This is a genomic window from Streptococcus sp. Marseille-Q5619, assembly GCF_946901205.1.
GTDB lineage: Bacteria > Bacillota > Bacilli > Lactobacillales > Streptococcaceae > Streptococcus.
Window position 1 is genome coordinate 324737 of the sequence record NZ_CAMPPO010000002.1, and the last position, 18881, is coordinate 343617.

General features: G+C 41.9%; 16 protein-coding genes. 5 read left to right on the plus strand and 11 right to left on the minus strand.

Annotated elements, in window-relative coordinates:
* Positions 1–38: 38 nt before the first annotated feature.
* The 8 genes from OC530_RS02710 to recJ all read right to left on the minus strand — a co-directional run bounded on the left by OC530_RS02710 (position 39) and on the right by recJ (position 11116).
* A complete protein-coding gene (locus OC530_RS02710) occupies positions 39–872 on the minus strand; it encodes a metallophosphatase family protein (protein ID WP_262079268.1) in 834 nt (277 codons plus the stop codon).
* Complete coding sequence (gene uvrC / locus OC530_RS02715; protein ID WP_262079270.1) at positions 862–2709, minus strand: excinuclease ABC subunit UvrC; 1848 nt, start codon at positions 2707–2709, stop codon at positions 862–864. The genes OC530_RS02710 and uvrC overlap by 11 nt, the downstream gene beginning before the upstream one ends.
* A 38-nt stretch (positions 2710–2747) precedes the next feature.
* Complete coding sequence (locus OC530_RS02720) at positions 2748–3449, minus strand: M57 family metalloprotease (protein WP_262079273.1); 702 nt, start codon at positions 3447–3449, stop codon at positions 2748–2750.
* 193 nt (positions 3450–3642) lie between these two features.
* Positions 3643–4875 (minus strand): peptidoglycan bridge formation alanyltransferase MurN, encoded by a 1233-nt coding sequence (murN, locus tag OC530_RS02725; protein ID WP_262079275.1) that lies wholly within the window; start codon positions 4873–4875, stop codon positions 3643–3645.
* 4 nt (positions 4876–4879) lie between these two features.
* Positions 4880–6100 carry an aminoacyltransferase gene (locus OC530_RS02730; protein ID WP_262079279.1) on the minus strand — a complete coding sequence of 407 codons (1221 nt, stop codon included), beginning with the start codon at positions 6098–6100 and terminating at the stop codon, positions 4880–4882.
* Positions 6101–6211: 111 nt separating this feature from the next.
* Positions 6212–6991 (minus strand): alpha/beta hydrolase family protein, encoded by a 780-nt coding sequence (locus tag OC530_RS02735; protein WP_262079281.1) that lies wholly within the window; start codon positions 6989–6991, stop codon positions 6212–6214.
* A 67-nt stretch (positions 6992–7058) separates the two neighbouring features.
* Positions 7059–8720, minus strand: a complete 1662-nt coding sequence (locus OC530_RS02740) for a ribonuclease J (protein WP_000065626.1) — start codon at positions 8718–8720, stop codon at positions 7059–7061.
* 173 nt (positions 8721–8893) lie between these two features.
* On the minus strand, positions 8894–11116 hold the full coding sequence (gene recJ / locus OC530_RS02745; RefSeq protein ID WP_262079283.1) for a single-stranded-DNA-specific exonuclease RecJ: 2223 nt from the start codon (positions 11114–11116) through the stop codon (positions 8894–8896).
* A 175-nt stretch (positions 11117–11291) separates the two neighbouring features.
* Here recJ and OC530_RS02750 point away from each other — a divergent pair, with 175 nt between their 5' ends.
* The 5 genes from OC530_RS02750 to OC530_RS02770 all read left to right on the plus strand — a co-directional run bounded on the left by OC530_RS02750 (position 11292) and on the right by OC530_RS02770 (position 15551).
* Positions 11292–12050 (plus strand): amino acid ABC transporter ATP-binding protein, encoded by a 759-nt coding sequence (locus tag OC530_RS02750; protein WP_001229569.1) that lies wholly within the window; start codon positions 11292–11294, stop codon positions 12048–12050.
* A gap of 10 nt (positions 12051–12060) precedes the next feature.
* Entirely contained in the window at positions 12061–12855 is a 795-nt protein-coding gene (locus OC530_RS02755; protein WP_262079287.1) for a transporter substrate-binding domain-containing protein, read from the plus strand.
* A gap of 12 nt (positions 12856–12867) precedes the next feature.
* Positions 12868–13545: an amino acid ABC transporter permease gene (locus OC530_RS02760; protein ID WP_057518587.1), complete on the plus strand. Its 678-nt coding sequence runs from the start codon at positions 12868–12870 to the stop codon at positions 13543–13545.
* 9 nt (positions 13546–13554) lie between these two features.
* Positions 13555–14214 carry an amino acid ABC transporter permease gene (locus tag OC530_RS02765; protein WP_000443889.1) on the plus strand — a complete coding sequence of 220 codons (660 nt, stop codon included), beginning with the start codon at positions 13555–13557 and terminating at the stop codon, positions 14212–14214.
* A 146-nt stretch (positions 14215–14360) separates the two neighbouring features.
* Positions 14361–15551, plus strand: coding sequence for an oxidoreductase (locus OC530_RS02770; protein WP_173283018.1), 1191 nt, complete (start codon positions 14361–14363; stop codon positions 15549–15551).
* Positions 15552–15872: 321 nt separating this feature from the next.
* On the opposite strand, the gene OC530_RS02775 is transcribed toward OC530_RS02770, so the two are convergent.
* The 3 genes from OC530_RS02775 to vncR all read right to left on the minus strand — a co-directional run bounded on the left by OC530_RS02775 (position 15873) and on the right by vncR (position 18876).
* Positions 15873–16754, minus strand: a complete 882-nt coding sequence (locus tag OC530_RS02775; RefSeq protein ID WP_001018997.1) for a class II fructose-bisphosphate aldolase — start codon at positions 16752–16754, stop codon at positions 15873–15875.
* A 140-nt stretch (positions 16755–16894) separates the two neighbouring features.
* A complete protein-coding gene (gene vncS, locus OC530_RS02780; RefSeq protein WP_262079294.1) occupies positions 16895–18223 on the minus strand; it encodes a sensor histidine kinase VncS in 1329 nt (442 codons plus the stop codon).
* Positions 18220–18876, minus strand: a complete 657-nt coding sequence (gene vncR, locus OC530_RS02785; protein ID WP_023934212.1) for a response regulator transcription factor VncR — start codon at positions 18874–18876, stop codon at positions 18220–18222. Before vncR ends, vncS begins: the two co-directional genes overlap by 4 nt.
* Between the last annotated feature and the right edge of the window lie 5 nt (positions 18877–18881).

Consider the following 18881-nt stretch of genomic DNA (forward strand, 5'->3'; position numbering starts at 1 on the left):
AATCGTTTTTAGTTTGCATCGGTTATTTTAGGAAACTCTTACAAAAAATCAAAAAATTTCTTCACATCCTCTACATACCCATGCTTTTCTATTAAGCTGGCTAAGAGTTCCAGATTGTGTCCCTGATAGTTATCTTCACGACGTAGTTCTTCATACATTTCGATAAAGGGAAGCCCCTTGGACTTGGCCAATTCTAACTCAGCCTCGTAATCATAAGCGACTTTACGAAATAGGATATTTACCAATTCCCCATCTTCAACCTCTATCACGGCATACTGGGCACGGTGATTTTTTAACGCCTCCCAATTAAAATAGGGCATGCCAATCGACCCTGGATTGATGATTTGTTGCCCTTGACTGCCATAACGAAGCAACTGCTTGTGAACATGACCATAGACTGCCACGTCAACTTCATCATCTAGGAGTTGGTCAAATTTCTCTGTATCATTCTCAACTAGCAAGTCACCACCATAGTTCTTATTTGGCAAATTATGAGAGATAGAAAAGCGCAATCCGTCAATTTCTTTCTTTTCCAGCAAAGGCAAGCTTCGTAGCCAGACAATCGTTGCAGGATCCATTCGCTCCATCAAAAACTGGGTCATGCGCATTGACTGAATTTCTTTCGGATCTTCCAAACCATATTCGCCATCCAAGACCTCCAGGACACGATCATCCCAATTGCCTCGAACACTTGCTGTGATAGGAAGGTCCTTTAGCAGGGCGACTAAGTCATTTGCGCCTGGACCAGGAAGAAAAATATCTCCCAGAAGCCAGTATTCACTGACTCCTTGATTTTTAGCATCTGCAATCACTGCTTCTAGCGCCGTCGCATTGCCATGAATATCTGATAAAATTGCGATTTTATGGTTCATTGTGGTTTCCTTCCGTTTGATAATCTACTCTTTCTTCCGCTACCTGAGCCAATTCCACTTCTTCCTGCGGGTTCAACTTCCTCTGCACAGCTTCTGCAACTGCTCTTGGTACCCCAACTTCGACAATCTCATCCACACTGGCTTCCTTGATTTTGATCAAAGACTTGAAATGCTTCATGAGATTTTGCTTGCGTTTAGGTCCCAGGCCGTCAATGCCATCCAATTGTGATGAAAAGGAATTTTTGGAGCGCAGTTGGCGGTGGAAAGTGATAGCAAAGCGGTGGACCTCATCCTGAATACGTTGGAGGAGGAAAAATTCCTGAGAATTGCGAGACAACTCCACCACCTCAAGCGGATCTCCAAAGAGCAATTCATGGGTTTGGTGCTTGTCATTCTTTTGCAGACCTGCAATGGGAATATCCAAACCCAGTTCCTCTTGTATGACTTGCTTGGCGATATTGACCTGACCTTGTCCCCCATCAATCACAATCAAATCTGGCGGAGTCAAGCCGTCACGTTGAACTCGACCATAACGCCTGCGAATGACCTCTCGCATACTAGCATAATCGTCTGGACCGACAACCGTTTTTATCTTGTACTTACGATAATCCTTCTTACTTGGTTTGCCGTTGACAAAGACCACCATGGCTGAAACAGGACTAGTTCCCATGATATTGGAGTTATCGAAGGATTCGATGCGGACTGGGGTCGGGATCTGGAGCAAGCGTCCTAGATTTTCAATAGCCCCTTGGGTCTTTTCGACAGATTTCTCTAGCAGGTTAAATTTCTGCTCTAGGCTGACTCGAGCATTCTTTATAGCCAGATTGACCAGTTGCTTTTTCTCTCCACGCTGGGGTTTGAGAATCTTGGTATCCACCAAAGCCTTGACAGCTTCTTCGTCAATATCCTGCGGAATCAGTACCTCATTGGGAACCAGGTGAGATTTTTCTTGATAGAACTGTCCCACATAGGTCAAGAAATCCTCATCTGGATCATTGAAGTAGGGGAAGAGATTGACATCGCGCTCGATAAGCTTGCCCTGACGAACAAAGAAAACCTGAACACACATCCAGCCCTTATCCACATAGTAGCCAAAGACATCCCGATTTTGGAGATCCTTAGCCATGACCCGTTGCTTGGTTCGAAGTGTTCCAATGGCCTGAATGAGGTCACGGTATTCCGCCGCACGTTCAAATTCCATAGTCTGGGCTGCCGCTGACATTTTGCCCTTGAGGTCATCAATGATTTTGTCATCCTGCCCTTTTAAGAAGTCAGAAACCTCCTGAGCTATAGACTTGAAGTAGGCCTCATCCTTCTTACAGATAGTGTGGGCCATACATTGACCGATATGGTAGTAAAAACAAACCTTAGACGGTGGATTCGTACACTTGCGAAAAGGGAAAATTCGATCCAGCAGTCGCTTGATTTCATTGGCTGCCCCCACATCTGGATAAGGCCCAAAGTAGAGACCACCGTCCTTTTTGACCTGACGGGTAATAATCAAACGAGGATAGCGCTCGTTGGTGATTTTGATGAAAGGATAGGACTTGTCATCCTTGAGCATGATATTGTACTTGGGCTTGTTTTCCTTGATTAGGTTGATTTCTAGGAGAAGTGCCTCAATATTAGACTCCGTAACGATAAATTCAAAATCCACAATTTCAGACACCAAGGCCTCTGTCTTGGTATCGTGACTCCCACGGAAATAAGATCTCACGCGGTTACGCAGATTTTTAGCCTTTCCTACATAGATAATGGTGCCGTTTTTATCCTTGTGAATGTAGCAACCAGGGCTGGTCGGCAAGAGCTCTAGTTTTGATTTAATCAAGTTATTCATAGTTCCATTATAGCAAAAAAGTAGGGAAAGATTGTTCCCTACTCACTAGTCTCATATATTTTTCGGAGGTTTGCAACATCCTCTTCCTGGATACCATAAAAAGAACCTGCTGGTTGCATGACAGACTTCTCATCTGTATGGTCCAAGCCAATCGCATGACCCAACTCATGTTCTGCCGTATGGACAATACGCTCATAGGAATAGCCATAGTTAGGATTGGACAAATAATAATGATTCAACCGTACCGTGACAGATAAGAATTGTCCTGTCAAGAGATTGGTCTGACTTTCAGCCTCTCCTGCCACAGGAGTGTTTCCGTCGTTCATCTCAGTAGCCAAGGTATCCGCCTTGCTGGACTCAGCGACAATTTCAAAGTTAAAAGCACCAGTTTGATTCCAATTCTGGATTGCTTCTAAATAAGCTTCTTGAAAGCGTGAATCCATCTGGGGATTCAAGTAAATACGAGCAGAAGCCTGTGGCCATCTTCCTTCAGAGTGTTGATGGCTATCTGTCTGGTTCAACTTAGGCAGTTGCCCTGTTCTTTCCCATTGGTCGATACTTTGTTGACCAATCTTTACTGACCGTTCTGCTTGCTTTAGCGCCCCTTGAAAATCCCCGTTCAGATACCAGAGAAATCTGAAAGCAAGCACACATAAGAGCACAACTATCCAAACCAGACGCCAAAACAAACGCCAAACAAAAGAAAAGAAAGCCCCTATCAAACGAAAAAGCCAGCGCATATCCTTCCACCTTTCTAGTAAATAAAGTCTATTTTACTAAAAGAAGCTGAAAGAAAACTAAATACTGACTTTTTCATCTTATACTCAATGAAAATCAAAGAGCCAAACTAGGAAGCTAGCCGCAGACTGCTCAAAACACTGTTTTGAGGTTGCAGATAGAGCTGACGTGGTTTGAAGAGATTTTCGAAGAGTATTAACGTCCTAATATTTTTTTGAATAACTGAATAGTTTTGTATTTTAAAGGCGATGGATGATAACGGAAAGTACCCGCTTTGCGTACAATATAGCCATTAAAATTTTGTTTAAAACGCAAAACACCATCACTACCATCAAAAATCCCTTGAATGCCTAGGAAGTTGTATTTAGGTATTCCACGTTTTATACTTTCCAACATAACATATTTTTGAAGCAGTGCAGGGGCATAGAATTTATTAAACTCAGTGTAGGAACCACTAAAGAGGTAAGTCGTTTCCTGAGGCATATAGACAAATAAACTCCCAGCTAAAACAATATCTTCTTCTCCATATTTTTCAATCAAGTCTCGCGCTTCTGCTTTTCGAACTTCAAACGTTTCAAATTGACTAGAGTATTCTCTCAGTTGATTTTGTTTTTTCTCAGAATGAGGATTTTTACTCAAATCAAGTCGCAACTTGTCCAAGACTTCTTCTAGTTTACTTTGCTCACCTTGCAATTTGCTCATATAGTCCGAAAAATTCAAGCTTGCTATGAGAAACTCAGCTTGTTCTCCAAAAGAATCATAAAAGTGCTCATAATATTCTAAACTTTTATCACTATATTCTCTACGTTCAGAGGTTTCTTTTGTGATGTTCTTAAAAATCGATAGTTCTTCACGTTTTAACTTTTTCAACCGAATGCCAAAGGTTTCAGCCTTTTTCACCAAGGGTTTCCCTTTTTTACTAAAACTTTTAAGCAAATTCTTTTCAGTTAATTCAGTCAAATCTTTATAGTATAACCAATCTGGTTCTCCACCTGGATACCCTGTCGTCAATCCATCAAATTGATAACCTAAATCAGTCAAACCTTGAATCATACTTTTTTTCTCAGCATCTATTGGATTACCTTGGCTATCAAAAGTTTGATAAGTTTCATAAGGTTTTACAAGCAACTCTAATACACCATTTTGCTTGGCATATTCTTTTAACTCCGCATAAAAAACTGGAAGGGCATCTTGTTGGGTATAAATCGGCCCCGAATTGAGCTCCATATGCAGACCACCCAGCATGGGCAAGCTATAAACCAGAGCTGCAACTTGAGTTTTTCCTTCTTGTTTCAAAGCAAGATAAACAATTTGAGCCCCTCTGTTTTCTAACAAATCCCCCATCTGGACAGATTGCATAAAGGAACGACAAGAAACCTGATTAGAATAAGTCTGAAACTCTTCTTTCGTGAGTGTTGTTAGTGCCATATACTTACTTTCTATGTTTTTTTCTTAATGTTTTACGGAAATCAAGAGCAAGTCTTAACAGAGGATAGAGAGGATGGATAGGCATTGTAAATTCACCCAAGTATTCTTCAATCGTTGGATTAAAATTAGCTTTAAAACGATAGAGTCCACCATCTAAAGTGTTTTCGATTCCTCCTAGATTTTGCCACAAGATTCCACGTTCAAAAGCATAGCGTGCTGTTTCATACCATGTTAAAATTGGGGCATTATAACGCCTAAAATCATCATCCATACCGGCATACAAATTGACAGAAGAATGACCAAATTCAACAACTAATGTTGCAGACAAAGGTGCTTTTGTATAACCTCTATCGATGTAATCCTGTAAGAAAGTTAGTTCCTCTTCTATACGTTCCTTCTCTTTCAAATGCTCCTGCACTTTAGAAGGCTTAGTTGAATCTGTAAATCTTTCAAGCTTAGATTTATTTTTTTCTAATTGCAGAGCCAATTCTTGTGAGCGTTTCGAAAGATCTAGTGTCGCAAGTGTAATATAAGAATGATCTTTAAAGCTATCCAATAATTTTCTATAGTAATCTTGATTTCTCAAATGGATATCTTTTCTCTGCTCCGTTTTTTTCATCAAAGCCGAAAAAGAATCCAACAACTCTAGTCCACCAACTTGGACTTCAATTCCCTTATTTCGAGCTGTTCGAATCGCTTGTTTTGTTGATTTTGAAAGGGCATCCTCTCCAAAATGATCCTTATAAATCTTTGCTTGAACCCTAGGTTGAATGGTATCTCCCATATCACTGGTAAGTCCTGACCATTTTACTCCCAAGTTTTTAAGACTGTCAATGATAGCAAGATTTTCAGGATATTCTGTCTTTTCCTGATTGATTAAACTTTGAGATAGGCAAATACTTGGGTCAAAAGTCACAAAAATAGCTCTCTTGCTTCGAGCATAAGACTTAATGGACTGAATGACAAAACTCAAGAGTTCCGTATCCCCATAATCCAATATAGGTCCTCTTGGAATGTAAAACATTTTATAGCCTAGCGGAAGAGTTCTAATCAAAATACTAGCTGTCGCCAGTAATTTTTCTTCCCTGTAGACACCAAACTTCTCATGTTGCCAATCAGACTTCACTTCTTCCCAAGCACTACTTTGTAATACATTGGCTAATTCATGTTCTTTGACAAACTGATCATATTCTAATGCGGGAATGCCAATTTGATAACGGTACATTTCCTACTCTCTTTCCTCCAGTATCTTATTACTATTCTACCACTTTCGTTTGAAAAGTCTAGTGAAAACATATTTTATTTTAGTTCTACTCCCCCTATGCTGAAGTTCAAACTAAGTCAGTCTCTCTTCTAATTTGAAATCAATCGGTAGGGTTGCTAGAAACCGTTCCAATTGTTTTTCCCAGTAATACCATTCGTGAGTTCCAGCGCTATGGCTATAGGTCACATCAAAACCTAGTTTTTTGAGATTTTTCACTGCTAGATTATTGGCTTTATACAAGAAATCCTGCTCGCCACACCAAGCCCAAAGTTTAGTCTTTTTGTCCGATTTTCTAGCCAGACTTTCAAGAGAATAAGGACTAGCTGTCCAATCTTTAATCTCCCCAAACACACCTCTCCAGTAAGCTGGTGTCCCCAGATTTTGACTCTCAGGAGAAAACTCTTGAAAGCTAAGGGCGCCTGAAAAGCTAGCTGCATGGGAAAAACGATTTGTAGCAAGAGCCAATTTAAAGCAGCCGTAGCCTCCCATAGAGAGACCAGCGATAAAGGTCTTTTCACGCTTACTTGTCATATTAGGGAAGAAGCGTTTCAGAACCTCTGGCAATTCCTCTGCTAGAGCTGTATAATAGTCAAAACCATATTGGGTATCGGTGTACCAACCGTTGCTGGTATTGGGCATGACGACGATGAGGTTGGTTCCTCGAAGCAAGCGTTCTACATTGGTACGCTTGAGCCAGCTATTATGGTTGCCAGACATCCCGTGCAAGAGGTACAAGACTGGAATGTCTTTACAATCTGGTTCTTCCACTCGATTAGCATCAGGATAGAGGACATTCACTCCCCACTCCATATCCAAAACTTGTGAGTAATACTCGATTTTCATTACTGCCATAATTTTTTCCTCTATTTTTCTATAAGAAAAAGCCGAAACTCGACTTTCTCTCTGTTTATTTCAAAGATTATTTTGCTTCCATGACTACTGGTAAAATAGCTGGACGACGCTTAGTCTGGTCAAAGAGATACTTAGTTAAATTATCACGAACCTTCCCTTTAAGGTCTGCCCAGTCAAAGTCATCTCCTTGCAGATAGTCTTCTACCGTCTGGTTAATCAATTCTGAACTTTCACGGAGAATATCGCGGCTCTTCTTGAGATAAACAAATCCACGCGTGTGAACACGAGCCTTGGCCACAATTTTCTTCTCACGACGGTTAACGGTGATTGCGACGATGAAAATACCATCCTCTGACAAGACCTTGCGGTCACGAAGGACTACATTACCAACATCACCAATGGCATTTCCGTCAATCAAGACATCCCCTGCCGAAACCGCTCCAGCTGGGACAAAGTCCCCATTCTCATAAGCCATGCTGGTTCCCTTTTTAGGAATGAAAATGCGTTCTGGCAACATACCTACTGCCATAGCAGCCTTAGCATGGGCATCCAACTCGCGGTATTCCCCTTGAATTGGGAAGAGATACTTAGGTTGCAAGAGATTGATCATCAACTGCAAATCACGCGCATTTCCGTGCCCTGATACATGTAAACTTTGGGTAATCAATTTGACAACCCCTCCTGCCTGATAAATCATATTTTCCACACGCGCAACGAAGGCTTCTTTAGCAATAGACGGAGCCGTAGCAATATAGACCAGGTCCCCATCCTTGATTTCTACATAACGATGGCGACCAATCGACATCTTACGAAGTCCATTGATAGGTTCACCCATACGACCTGTCTCAAGAATAATCAACTCATGGTCTTCAAAGCGAGACATATCTTTCGGCTTAATCAAGAGAATTTCGTTGGCTAAAGACAACTTCTTGAGACGAATCGCTGTGCGGACGATATTTTCAATATCAAATCCTGTCAAGACGATACGTCGACCTGTTTTATCCGCAGCGTCAAAAATCTGCTGGATACGAGAAAGGTTACTGGAAACAGCTGCAACGATGATACGACCTTCCCAGTCAGCAATGGTTTGGGTAATTTCATCTCTAACTTCACTTTCACTAGCCACCTGAATATTGCTGTCCGCATTGGCCGAATCACTGAGGAGAGCCAGGACGCCGTCACGACCGATTTCTGCCAAACGAGCGAAGTCTGTCGCATAGGATTCACTAGCTGTCTGGTCAAATTTGAAGTCACCTGTATAAACGATGCTCCCTTCAGCTGTCTTCAAGACAATTCCCAGGCTCTCTGGAACGGAGTAAGTCGTAGGGAAGAAGGAAACCACTGTCCCACCAAAATCAATCTCCGTATCTTCATCAATAACATGAAAATCATTAAATTTCTTGACTGCGTCATTTCCTTTGACAAAGAGTTTTGCCAACTCAATGGTCAACTCAGAGCCAAATACAGGTACCTTGGCTTCAGCCAAGAGATAAGGCAGAGCACCAATAGCATCTGCATGTCCGTGAGTTAAAAATACCCCAGCAATTCGATCTTTATTTTCAAAAAGGTAGTCCATCTTTGGAATCACCACATCGACCCCTAATTGTTCATTTTCGGGATATTTTAACCCTGCATTCAAAACAAAAATGGACTCTCCAATTTCAGCAATGTACATATTTTTCCCATTTTCACGTACACCACCAAGTGTTGTTAAACTAATATTACTCATTTTTCCTCCAAAATCTTAGTTTATCTTGATTATAGGGTTGCTTACCCTCTTATTCTAAAAGCACTATTACTGTTAGCCGAATCTTTTCCTACCATTATACCATTTTTTTGATGATTTTCAAAATGAAGATTTGTTTTCAAAAAAGAGCTGGTTTCCCAACTCTTTCCTATGATCTACTCTTTTTCCATTAAAAAGTCATAAATTTCTTGCACGGTACCCAGCGCCATCATTTCTTGGTCTTTGACGGTTTGTTTGAGATTTTGGTAAATCTGACTTTCTCCGATTTCTCTCTTTGGCGCTTCTTTATTGACTGTCATAACCCCATCTTTGATCGTCACAAAGCCTAGTTCTTTAAAGACTTGAATCATCTTAACCAGCAAGATTTGTTGGATATTGAGATAAGCAGCCAAATCCTTGAGCTTGTAGCGAATATCAAACTCTGGAAACTGGTAGATAGTCTTGTACAATTTGGCAAACTGCTCTCTAGTCCCATAGCCTGTCAGATAGTAGGCCTTGTCAATATCATTTTTGAAATAGACAGCGGAAAAATTCTGTTTCTGAAAAATGGTCTTCAGCTGAGTAATATCCTCTGGAATGGTTTTTACGACAACAGCTTCACTATTTACTAGACTCGGTAATTCTCCAGCAAAATCCAAGACTGGAACTCCTTCTGGCAAGACTGCATTCTTCCCACGGATGTTAAAAAGTTGAACACCCTCTACACGCGCATCCACCATCATCAATTGGAGGGCAGTTTGGCCATTCCATTGGTTGACAGACAATTTGACTGCCAACTCTAAATTCTTGGTTTGAGCAAATTCTGTTGCCCACCTGCCTTGTCCGAAGGCCACCACTTCAAAACTCGCCTCACCTTTGGAAATTTTCAACTTGAGATGAGCATTGCCTGCTCCCATAGTACGAGCACTTTCGACCTGAAAATCCTTGATATAAAAGATAGGTTTCTGATTGTCCATTCCAAAAGGTGCCAAGCGCTCAAAGTTCTTGACTGTTTCAAGACTCAAAGTCTCCAAATCCAACTCTTCATCTAGGTTTAACTTATTCTTGCCAGCAGCATCTGCGCCTTTTTCACGGACATAGTCTTCCAAAACCTGAGATAAATCTGAAAGTTTCTCCACTTCCAGCGTCATGCCAGCCGCACCAGCATGGCCACCAAAGGCGATGAAGAGGTCTCGATGGGGATCTAGGGCTTCAAAAATATCAACCGCTTCCACACTACGAGCACTACCCTTGGCACGACCGTCCTCTATATTGAGAACGATGACTGTCTGTCCTAGTTCTTCCAACAAACGACCAGCCACGATTCCTAGAACTCCAGGATTCCAGCCTTCCTTAGCCAAGACTTGGACCTTCTTCTCAGGGTCCACCATGGTCTTGGCTTCTTCATAGATAGACTGGACGATTTCCTTACGCTCTTCATTTTTCTGATGAATCATAAGGGCAATCTCGTGAGCCTCCTCATCATCAAAGCCAGTCAACAAATCAATGGCTGGATTAGGATCATCCAAGCGGCCCAAGGCATTCAAACGAGGGGCAATCTGGAAACCAACCGTTTCTTCTGTTACTTCGTTGGTAGCAATCCCAGCCATGTCTAGCATTTCTTGTAGACCAATACGCTGAGTGTGTCCCAACATTTCCAGACCATACTGAACCAAGATACGGTTCTCATCTGTCAAACTAACCATATCAGCAATGGTACCAATAGCGACCAAATCAAGCAATTCCACTTGTACTTCTTCTAACAGGGCGCAAGCCAGCTTGAAAGCCACTCCACAACCAGCCAGATATTTGAAAGGATAGTTCGCATCCGGATGTTCAGGATGGACAATGGCATAGGCATCTGGCAGGGTTTCAGGCATAGAATGGTGGTCAGTCACAATGACATCCACTCCCATAGACTGGGCCAATTCAATAGCCTCGTGACCAGCAACCCCATTGTCCACCGTCACAATCAAGGAAATTCCTTCTTGCTCGATAAAGTATTTATAGACACTTGTATTAGGTCCATAGCCATCAGTAAAACGATTGGGTAGGTAAACACGGCACTCGGCGCCAAGCTGTTCCAAACTTTCCTTAACAATAGAAGCCGAAGTCATTCCATCCGCATCGTAATCTCCATAGATGAGAATATTTTCCCCTTCTTCAATGGCCTGACGAATACGAGCCACTACCTTGTCCATATCATGGAGCAGATAAGGGTCATGCAAATTCTCCAAGGAAGGTTCTAAAAACTTCTTCAGACTTTCTTGGTCCTGAATCCCTCTCTCAAATAATAACCGAGCCACCTCAGGACCCAGTCCAGCCTTCTTGGCTATTTTTGTAAAATCCGCATCTTCTACCTGCGGGGCAAACTGCCATTCATAAGTAGGTGTTATCAAAAAGACATCCACTCTTTCTAAGAATTCTATTGCTTCATTATAACACGATTTAGGCTTTTTCTCTATCCGGATTGCTTTTTTATAAAATTTTAGTGAATTTTTAAGATATGATTTGACAAGACAAATCTTTTGGTGTAGAATCATGTTATAAAATCTAACACAAAGGAGATTCCTTATGGCTTTAGTAGAATTTGAACACGTCGAAAAATATTACGGAGACTACCACGCACTCCGCGACATCAATCTCCGTTTTGAAAAAGGACAAGTCGTTGTCCTTCTAGGTCCATCTGGTTCTGGAAAATCCACTCTTATCCGTACCATCAATGGTTTGGAGGCTGTAGACAAAGGAAGTCTTCTAGTAAATGGTCACCAAGTTGCTGGTGCCAGCCAGAAAGATTTAGTTCCTCTTCGCAAGGAAGTCGGCATGGTTTTCCAGCATTTTAACCTCTATCCGCATAAAACAGTGTTAGAAAATGTAACGCTTGCACCCATAAAAGTTCTAGGAATTGATAAAAAAGAAGCTGAAAAAACAGCCCAAAAATATCTGGAATTTGTAAATATGTGGGACAAGAAAGATTCTTATCCAGCCATGCTGTCTGGTGGACAAAAACAACGAATCGCCATTGCTCGTGGACTCGCTATGCATCCGGAACTCCTTCTCTTTGATGAACCAACATCTGCCCTTGACCCTGAAACCATCGGTGATGTTCTGGCAGTTATGCAAAAATTGGCCCACGATGGTATGAATATGATTGTCGTTACCCATGAAATGGGCTTTGCCCGTGAAGTCGCTGACCGCATCATCTTTATGGCTGACGGAGAAGTGTTGGTGGATACAACAGATGTTGATGACTTTTTCGACAATCCAAGCGAACCTCGTGCCCAACAATTCCTCAGCAAAATCATCAACCACGAAAGTGACAAAGTCAAATAAGGAGGCGCCTATGAAAAAGAAATTCTTTTTATCCGCATTATTGATTAGCCTTTTCGGCCTTGCTGCTGCAAAACCAGTTCAGGCCGACACCAGCGTCGCAGATATTCAAAAGAGAGGCGAGCTGGTTGTTGGTGTCAAACAAGACGTTCCCAATTTCGGTTACAAGGATCCCAAGACAGGGACCTATTCTGGTATCGAAACTGACTTGGCCAAGATGGTCGCCGATGAACTCAAGGTCAAGGTTCGCTATGTGCCTGTTACCGCACAAACTCGCGGACCACTTCTAGACAATGAACAGGTCGATATAGATATCGCGACCTTTACCATCACAGACGAACGCAAAAAACTCTATAACTTCACCAGTCCCTACTACACAGATGCTTCTGGCTTTTTGGTCAATAAATCTGCCAAAATAAAAAGTATTGAGGAACTAAACGGCAAAACCATCGGAGTTGCCCAAGGTTCCATTACTCAGCGCTTGATTACCGAACTAGGTAAAAAGAAAGGCTTGAAGTTTAAATTTGTCGAACTTGGTTCTTATCCAGAATTGATTACTTCCCTTCATGCTCACCGTATTGATGCCTTTTCCGTTGACCGCTCGATCCTGTCTGGCTACATCAGCAAACGCACAGTACTACTAGATAATAGTTTCAAGCCATCTGACTATGGTATCGTCACCAAGAAATCAAATACAGAGCTCAACGACTATCTCGATAACTTGGTGACCAAATGGAGCAAGGATGGCAGTTTGCAAAAACTTTATGACCGTTACAAGCTCAAACCATCTAGCCATACTGCAGATTAAGGAGGATACCCCATGACAGATTTATCATCTTGGACAGCCTATTTTCAGGATTTTGGACAATTTTTCAATGGTTTCCTCTTTACCCTGGCCTTAGCGATTGGATCCTTTATCCTCGCCATGATCTTAGGTATCTTCTTCGGAGCTATGTCAACCAGCAAACGTCCAATTTTGCGCATTTTGGCTCGCATCTTTGTTGAATTTTACCAAAACACTCCCCTCTTGGTGCAGTTTGTTATCGTTTTTTATGGCCTACCTCTTATCAGTGACCATATCATCATGATTCCGATTTATTGGACGGCTGTTCTCTGCGTGGGTCTCTATCACGGCGCCTATATCGCCGAGGTTATTCGCTCAGGAATTCAGTCTATTCCTAGCGGTCAGATGGAGGCTGCCTTGTCACAAGGTTTTACTTATATCAGTGCCATGCGCTTGATTATCTTGCCTCAGGCCTTTCGTATCATTCTCCCTCCTTTGACCAACCAAATCGTCAACCTCATCAAAAATACCTCCACAGTCGCTATCATTTCTGGAGTCGACTTGATGTTTGTGACCAAGTCTTGGTCAGCACTTAACGGAAACTACATTCCAGCCTTTTTAGGCGCTGCCCTGCTCTACTTCTCTCTATGCTTTCCTGTTGCCCAGTTTGGTCGCAAGATGGAGCAAGCCAACAAAAAAGCCTATTCACTTTAGGAGGTTACTATGGAATCCATTTTAGAAGTTTTGACCCCAGATAACCTAGTCTTTATCTTTAAAGGATTTGGCTTGACCCTCTATATTTCTCTGATTGCCATCGTCCTCTCTACCCTTATCGGAACGGTGCTAGCCGTCATGAGAAATGGGAAAAATCCTGTCTTACGTATCATCTCCAGCATTTATATCGAGTTTGTACGTAACGTTCCCAACCTCCTCTGGATTTTCACTATCTTTTTAGTTTTCAAGATGAAATCCACACCAGCAGGAATCACTGCCTTTACCCTCTTTACATCAGCAGCCTTGGCTGAGATTATCCGAGGTGGTCTCAATGCCGTAGACAAGGGACAGTACGAAGCAGGAATGTCACAAGGATTTACTTCTGCACAAATCCTCTACCACATCATTCTCCCACAAGCCATTCGTAAAATGCTGCCAGCCATCATTTCTCAGTTTGTTACCGTGATTAAGGATACCAGCCTTCTCTACTCTGTTATCGCCCTACAAGAACTCTTTGGAGCCAGCCAAATTCTCATGGGCCGTTATTTCGAACCAGAGCAAGTCTTCAGTCTGTATATCCTGATTGCCCTCATCTACTTCAGCTTTAACCTAGCCATTTCTAGCCTGTCTCATATGCTAGCAAAACGTTGGCAACAAGCTGCAGAATAAAAAAAAACAGCTCTCCAGTTCAATTGGAGAGTTTTTTGATGAGAGTAGATATTTATAGACCTCAATTTGACACCATACTTTTTCTATGATAAAATGTAACAAATTTGTTTACAACAAATCAAAATCTTAATGAAATGGAATTTTCTATGAAATCAATCAAAGGACTACTCTTTATCACAGCTAGTTTTATCTTGACTATGTTGACTTGGATGAACACTTCTCCCCAATTCATGATTCCAGGACTAGCTTTAACAAGCCTATCTCTGACTTTTATCCTAGCCACTCATCTCCCACTACTTGAAAGCTGGTTTCACGGTTTGGAGAAGGTCTACACCGTCCACAAATTCACAGCCTTCCTCTCCATCATCCTACTCATCTTTCATAACTTTAGTATGGGCGGTTTGTGGGGCTCTCGCTTAGCTGCTCAGTTTGGCAACCTTGCCATCTATATCTTTGTCAGCATCATCCTTGTCGCCTATTTAGGAAAATACATCCAATACGAAGCTTGGCGATGGATTCACCGTCTGGTTTACCTAGCCTATATTTTCGGACTCTTTCACGTCTACATGATGATGGGCAATCGTCTCCTTACATTTAATCTTCTAAGTTTTCTTGTTGGTAGCTATGCCCTTTTAAGCTTACTGGCTGGTTTTTATATCATTTTTCTATATCAAAAGATTGGCTTCCCCTATCTAGGGAAAATCACCAATCTCAAACACTTAAATCACGATACTAGAGAAATTCAAATCCATCTTAGCAGACCTTTCAACTATCAATCAGGACAATTTGCCTTTCTGAAGATTTTCCAAGAAGGCTTTGAAAGTGCTCCACATCCCTTTTCTATCTCAGGAGGTCATGGTCAAACTCTTTACTTTACTGTTAAAAATTCAGGCGACCATACCAAGAATATCTATGACAATCTTCAAGTCGGCAGCAAAGTAAGCGTAGACAGAGCTTATGGGCACATGATTATAGAAGAAGGACGAGGAAATCAGGTTTGGATTGCTGGGGGTATTGGGATCACCCCCTTCATCTCTTACATCCGTGAACATCCTATTTTAGATAAACAGGTTCACTTCTACTATAGCTTCCGTGGAGGTGAAAATGCAGTTTATCTAGATTTACTCCGTGACTATGCTCAGAAAAATCCTAATTTTGAACTCCATCTAGTCGACAGTACAAAAAACGGCTATCTTAATTTTGAACAAAAAGAAGTACCCGAACAGGCAACCGTCTATATGTGTGGTCCTCTTTCTATGATGAAGTCACTTGCCAAACAGATTAAGAAACAAAATCCAAAAGCAGAGCTTATTTACGAAGGATTCAAGTTCAAATAACCACTCATACTCTCCTGAAATTTCCCAGGAGAGTTTTTTATAGCCAAATGAAATAAGACCGGAGCGATGGAATTTTGGCATTCAAATCAATTGATAAGAATATTTTATAGTGGAATGAAATAGGATACGAACAAATTGATTAGGAAAATCAAATGAATTTACAGAAATCTTTTAGCAGTCATGGCATCCTATTCCAGTTTCAAAACGCTATAGAAGCAGCATTGTGCTAGTCTAGTTTCAGTTTACTATACTAAAACGAGTAGCTTGAAACACCAAAAAACCCACCCAATGGGTAGGTTTCATCTGTATTATTCAGCTAGATTATGCTTTACCTTCTGAACCGAATACGTCGATACGTTCTTCAACTGATGCTTGGATAGCTTTTACACCGTCAGCCAAGAATTTACGTGGGTCGAAGAGTTTTTTCTTGTCGTATTCTGCTTCGTTTGCTTCGTAGTCACGAGCAAATTTACGAGTTGCGTTAGCGAATGCGATTTGGCATTCAGTGTTAACGTTAACTTTCGCAACACCAAGTTTGATAGCTGCTTGGATTTGCTCATCAGGAATACCTGAACCACCGTGCAATACGATTGGGAATCCTGGAAGAGCTTCTGTTAATTTTTGCAAGTGATCAAGGTCAAGACCTTCCCAGTTTGCTGGGTAAGGACCGTGGATGTTACCGATACCAGCTGCCAAGAAGTCGATACCAGTTTCAACCATTGCTTTAGCGTCTTCGATTGGAGCCAATTCACCTTTACCGATGATTCCGTCTTCTTCACCACCGATAGTACCAACTTCAGCTTCTACTGAGATACCTTTAGCGTGTGCTTTTTCAACAACGTCTTTAGCCAATTTAAGGTTTTCTTCAACTGGAAGGTGTGAACCGTCAAACATGATTGAAGTGTAACCAACTTCGATACACTCAAGTGCATCTTCGTAGTGACCGTGGTCAAGGTGGATAGCTACTGGTACAGTGATACCCATTGATTCAACAAGGTTAGCGATCAAGTTGCGAGCAACTTTGTAACCACCCATGTATTTAGCAGCACCCATTGAAGTTTGGATCAAAACTGGAGCTTTTTTAGCTTCTGCTGCGCGCAAGATAGCTTGAGTCCACTCAAGGTTGTTTGTGTTAAATCCACCAACTGCATAACCGTTGTCACGAGCTGCTTGGACAAATTTTTCTGCTGAAACGATTGCCATTTTATCAGGCCTCCTGTATATTTTTATGGGTCATCCCATTTACATTGTTCATTTTATCACTTTTTGACAAAAAAATCTAGTTTTTCCCGCAGTTTCGATTGAATTTCTTCTAGCTTCATCTATGTAAACCCTTTCTCTCCCTAGTCTTGGGCGACTTTTGGAAAAGCTATGAAGAAGGTTAAACGATTCTCCGCCATCTCGAAACGATAAGCTAATTTTTCATGTTCCAATAGACTCTTAACCACAAAGAGCCCCATCCCAGAACCCTTGGCCTTGCGACTAGCATTGTCAGAAAAAGACTGGGCTAGTTTTTCTTGTTCCTCTGAGCTACAGCTATTCTCGATAAAAAGTTCCCCTTCTCTCTCCCCGATGCGGACCAAGCCGCCTGGAACAGAGTGCTTGATAGCATTACTGATAAGGTTAGACAGAATCAATTTCATGACAGATGAGTTTAAATAGGCCTGCTGATGAGTCAAACTATTGTCTATCTGAAGCTCTCTTTCCTTGGCTAGCAAGGCATAATTCTTGACTAGACTTTGCGTCATCTGGAGGAGGTCAATTGTTTCCCTATCATCTCGCAATTCCTGCACAGACGAGAGAGAAAGTATCTGCAGAACATGGTGATTGAGTTCATCCACAATCCCCAAGGCAACTCCCAGATAGTGGTCTCTATCCTTATAACGCCCGATATTTTCTTTCATGTTTTCGATTAGGATTTTCAAACTAGCCAGCGGTGTTTTCAATTCATGAGAAGCTCCTCGTAGGAATTCGACCTTCATCTTTTCCAGCTGGAGAATGGCTTCATTCTTGTCATGCAAGTCCGCGATAACTGTCAAAAGATGTTGGTAGAGGCTATTGATTTGTTCCTTGAGATCACCAATCTCATCCTTAGAATCCACGCGCAATCGCACTTGAGTATCCAGTTCCATCATCCGTCGGGTCACCCGCTTGATTTCCAAAATCGGGGCAACGATAGTCCGAGCATAGATATAGGCTACCAAAAGTGAAATCAGAAATGATGCCAACAAGGTATAGGGAAGAAACTGGAGACTGATTTGCTCTGCTTCCTTTTGCAAATCCATGGACGCTAAAAACTGGAGAGTCATGGTACCACCGTCCTGCGTTTTCACCTCACGCTCCTCGATAAAGAGAGAGGTGGTCTGGCGGTCTGTGTCCAGAGGAAGATTGTCCTTGACTTCTAACTTGTCCTCGGTCATCTCACCCTTGACCGCCCCCTTAATCTCACTAGTCTGGGAATACAGCTCTAACACTTGCTCGATACTCTGCCTATCCTTCCCTTCTAGGGACTGAGCAATGGCTGTCGCTTTCTGGCCAATGGTTTCCTGACGATGGCTCAGATAAGTCGAAGGAAAAAGAAAATAAATGGCTAAATGGAGACAGACGACTAGAACACTAAAAATCGAGAAGGTATAGATAAATATCTTTGTAAATAAACCTGTTCGTTTCATTTTCGCTCCAATTTATAACCAACATTGCGCACAGTGAGGATGCAGTCCAGGTCTAGCTTTTTCCGCAGTTCCTTGATATAAACATCAATGACTCGGTCAAAGGGAACCTCATCTGTCGCCTTCCAGACTGCATCGATAATCTGAGAACGAGTCAAGGCTCTTCCTTCATTTTTCACCAAATAATCAAGAATTTCTAACTCTTTGGCATTGATAGCTACTTCCTCACCTGCGAGGCTTGCACTGTAGCTTTCAAAGTCCACCTTGGCATCCTTGTAAGAAAAGATTCTTCCCGTATCATAATAGCGCTTGAAAATCGCATCCACCCTCACTTTTAAGAGGGAGAGGGAGAAGGGCTTTTCCAGATAGCCATCTGCTAGCGAAGCAAAGGCAGTCATCTTGTATTCTTCATCCTGAAAGGCAGTCAACATCAAAACAGGAACCTGACTGGTTTTACGAATTTCCGCTAGGACTTCTAAGCCATTGAGCTTTGGCATCTGGATATCCAGTAAAACTAAGGCTACTTCATAGCTGGAAAATTTTTCTAAGGCTTCCTGACCATCCGCCGCCTCAATGGTTTCATAACCACAATCCGTCAAATAATCACTGATCCCCTCACGGATCATCTCTTCATCTTCTACAATTAAAATTTTCATACTTT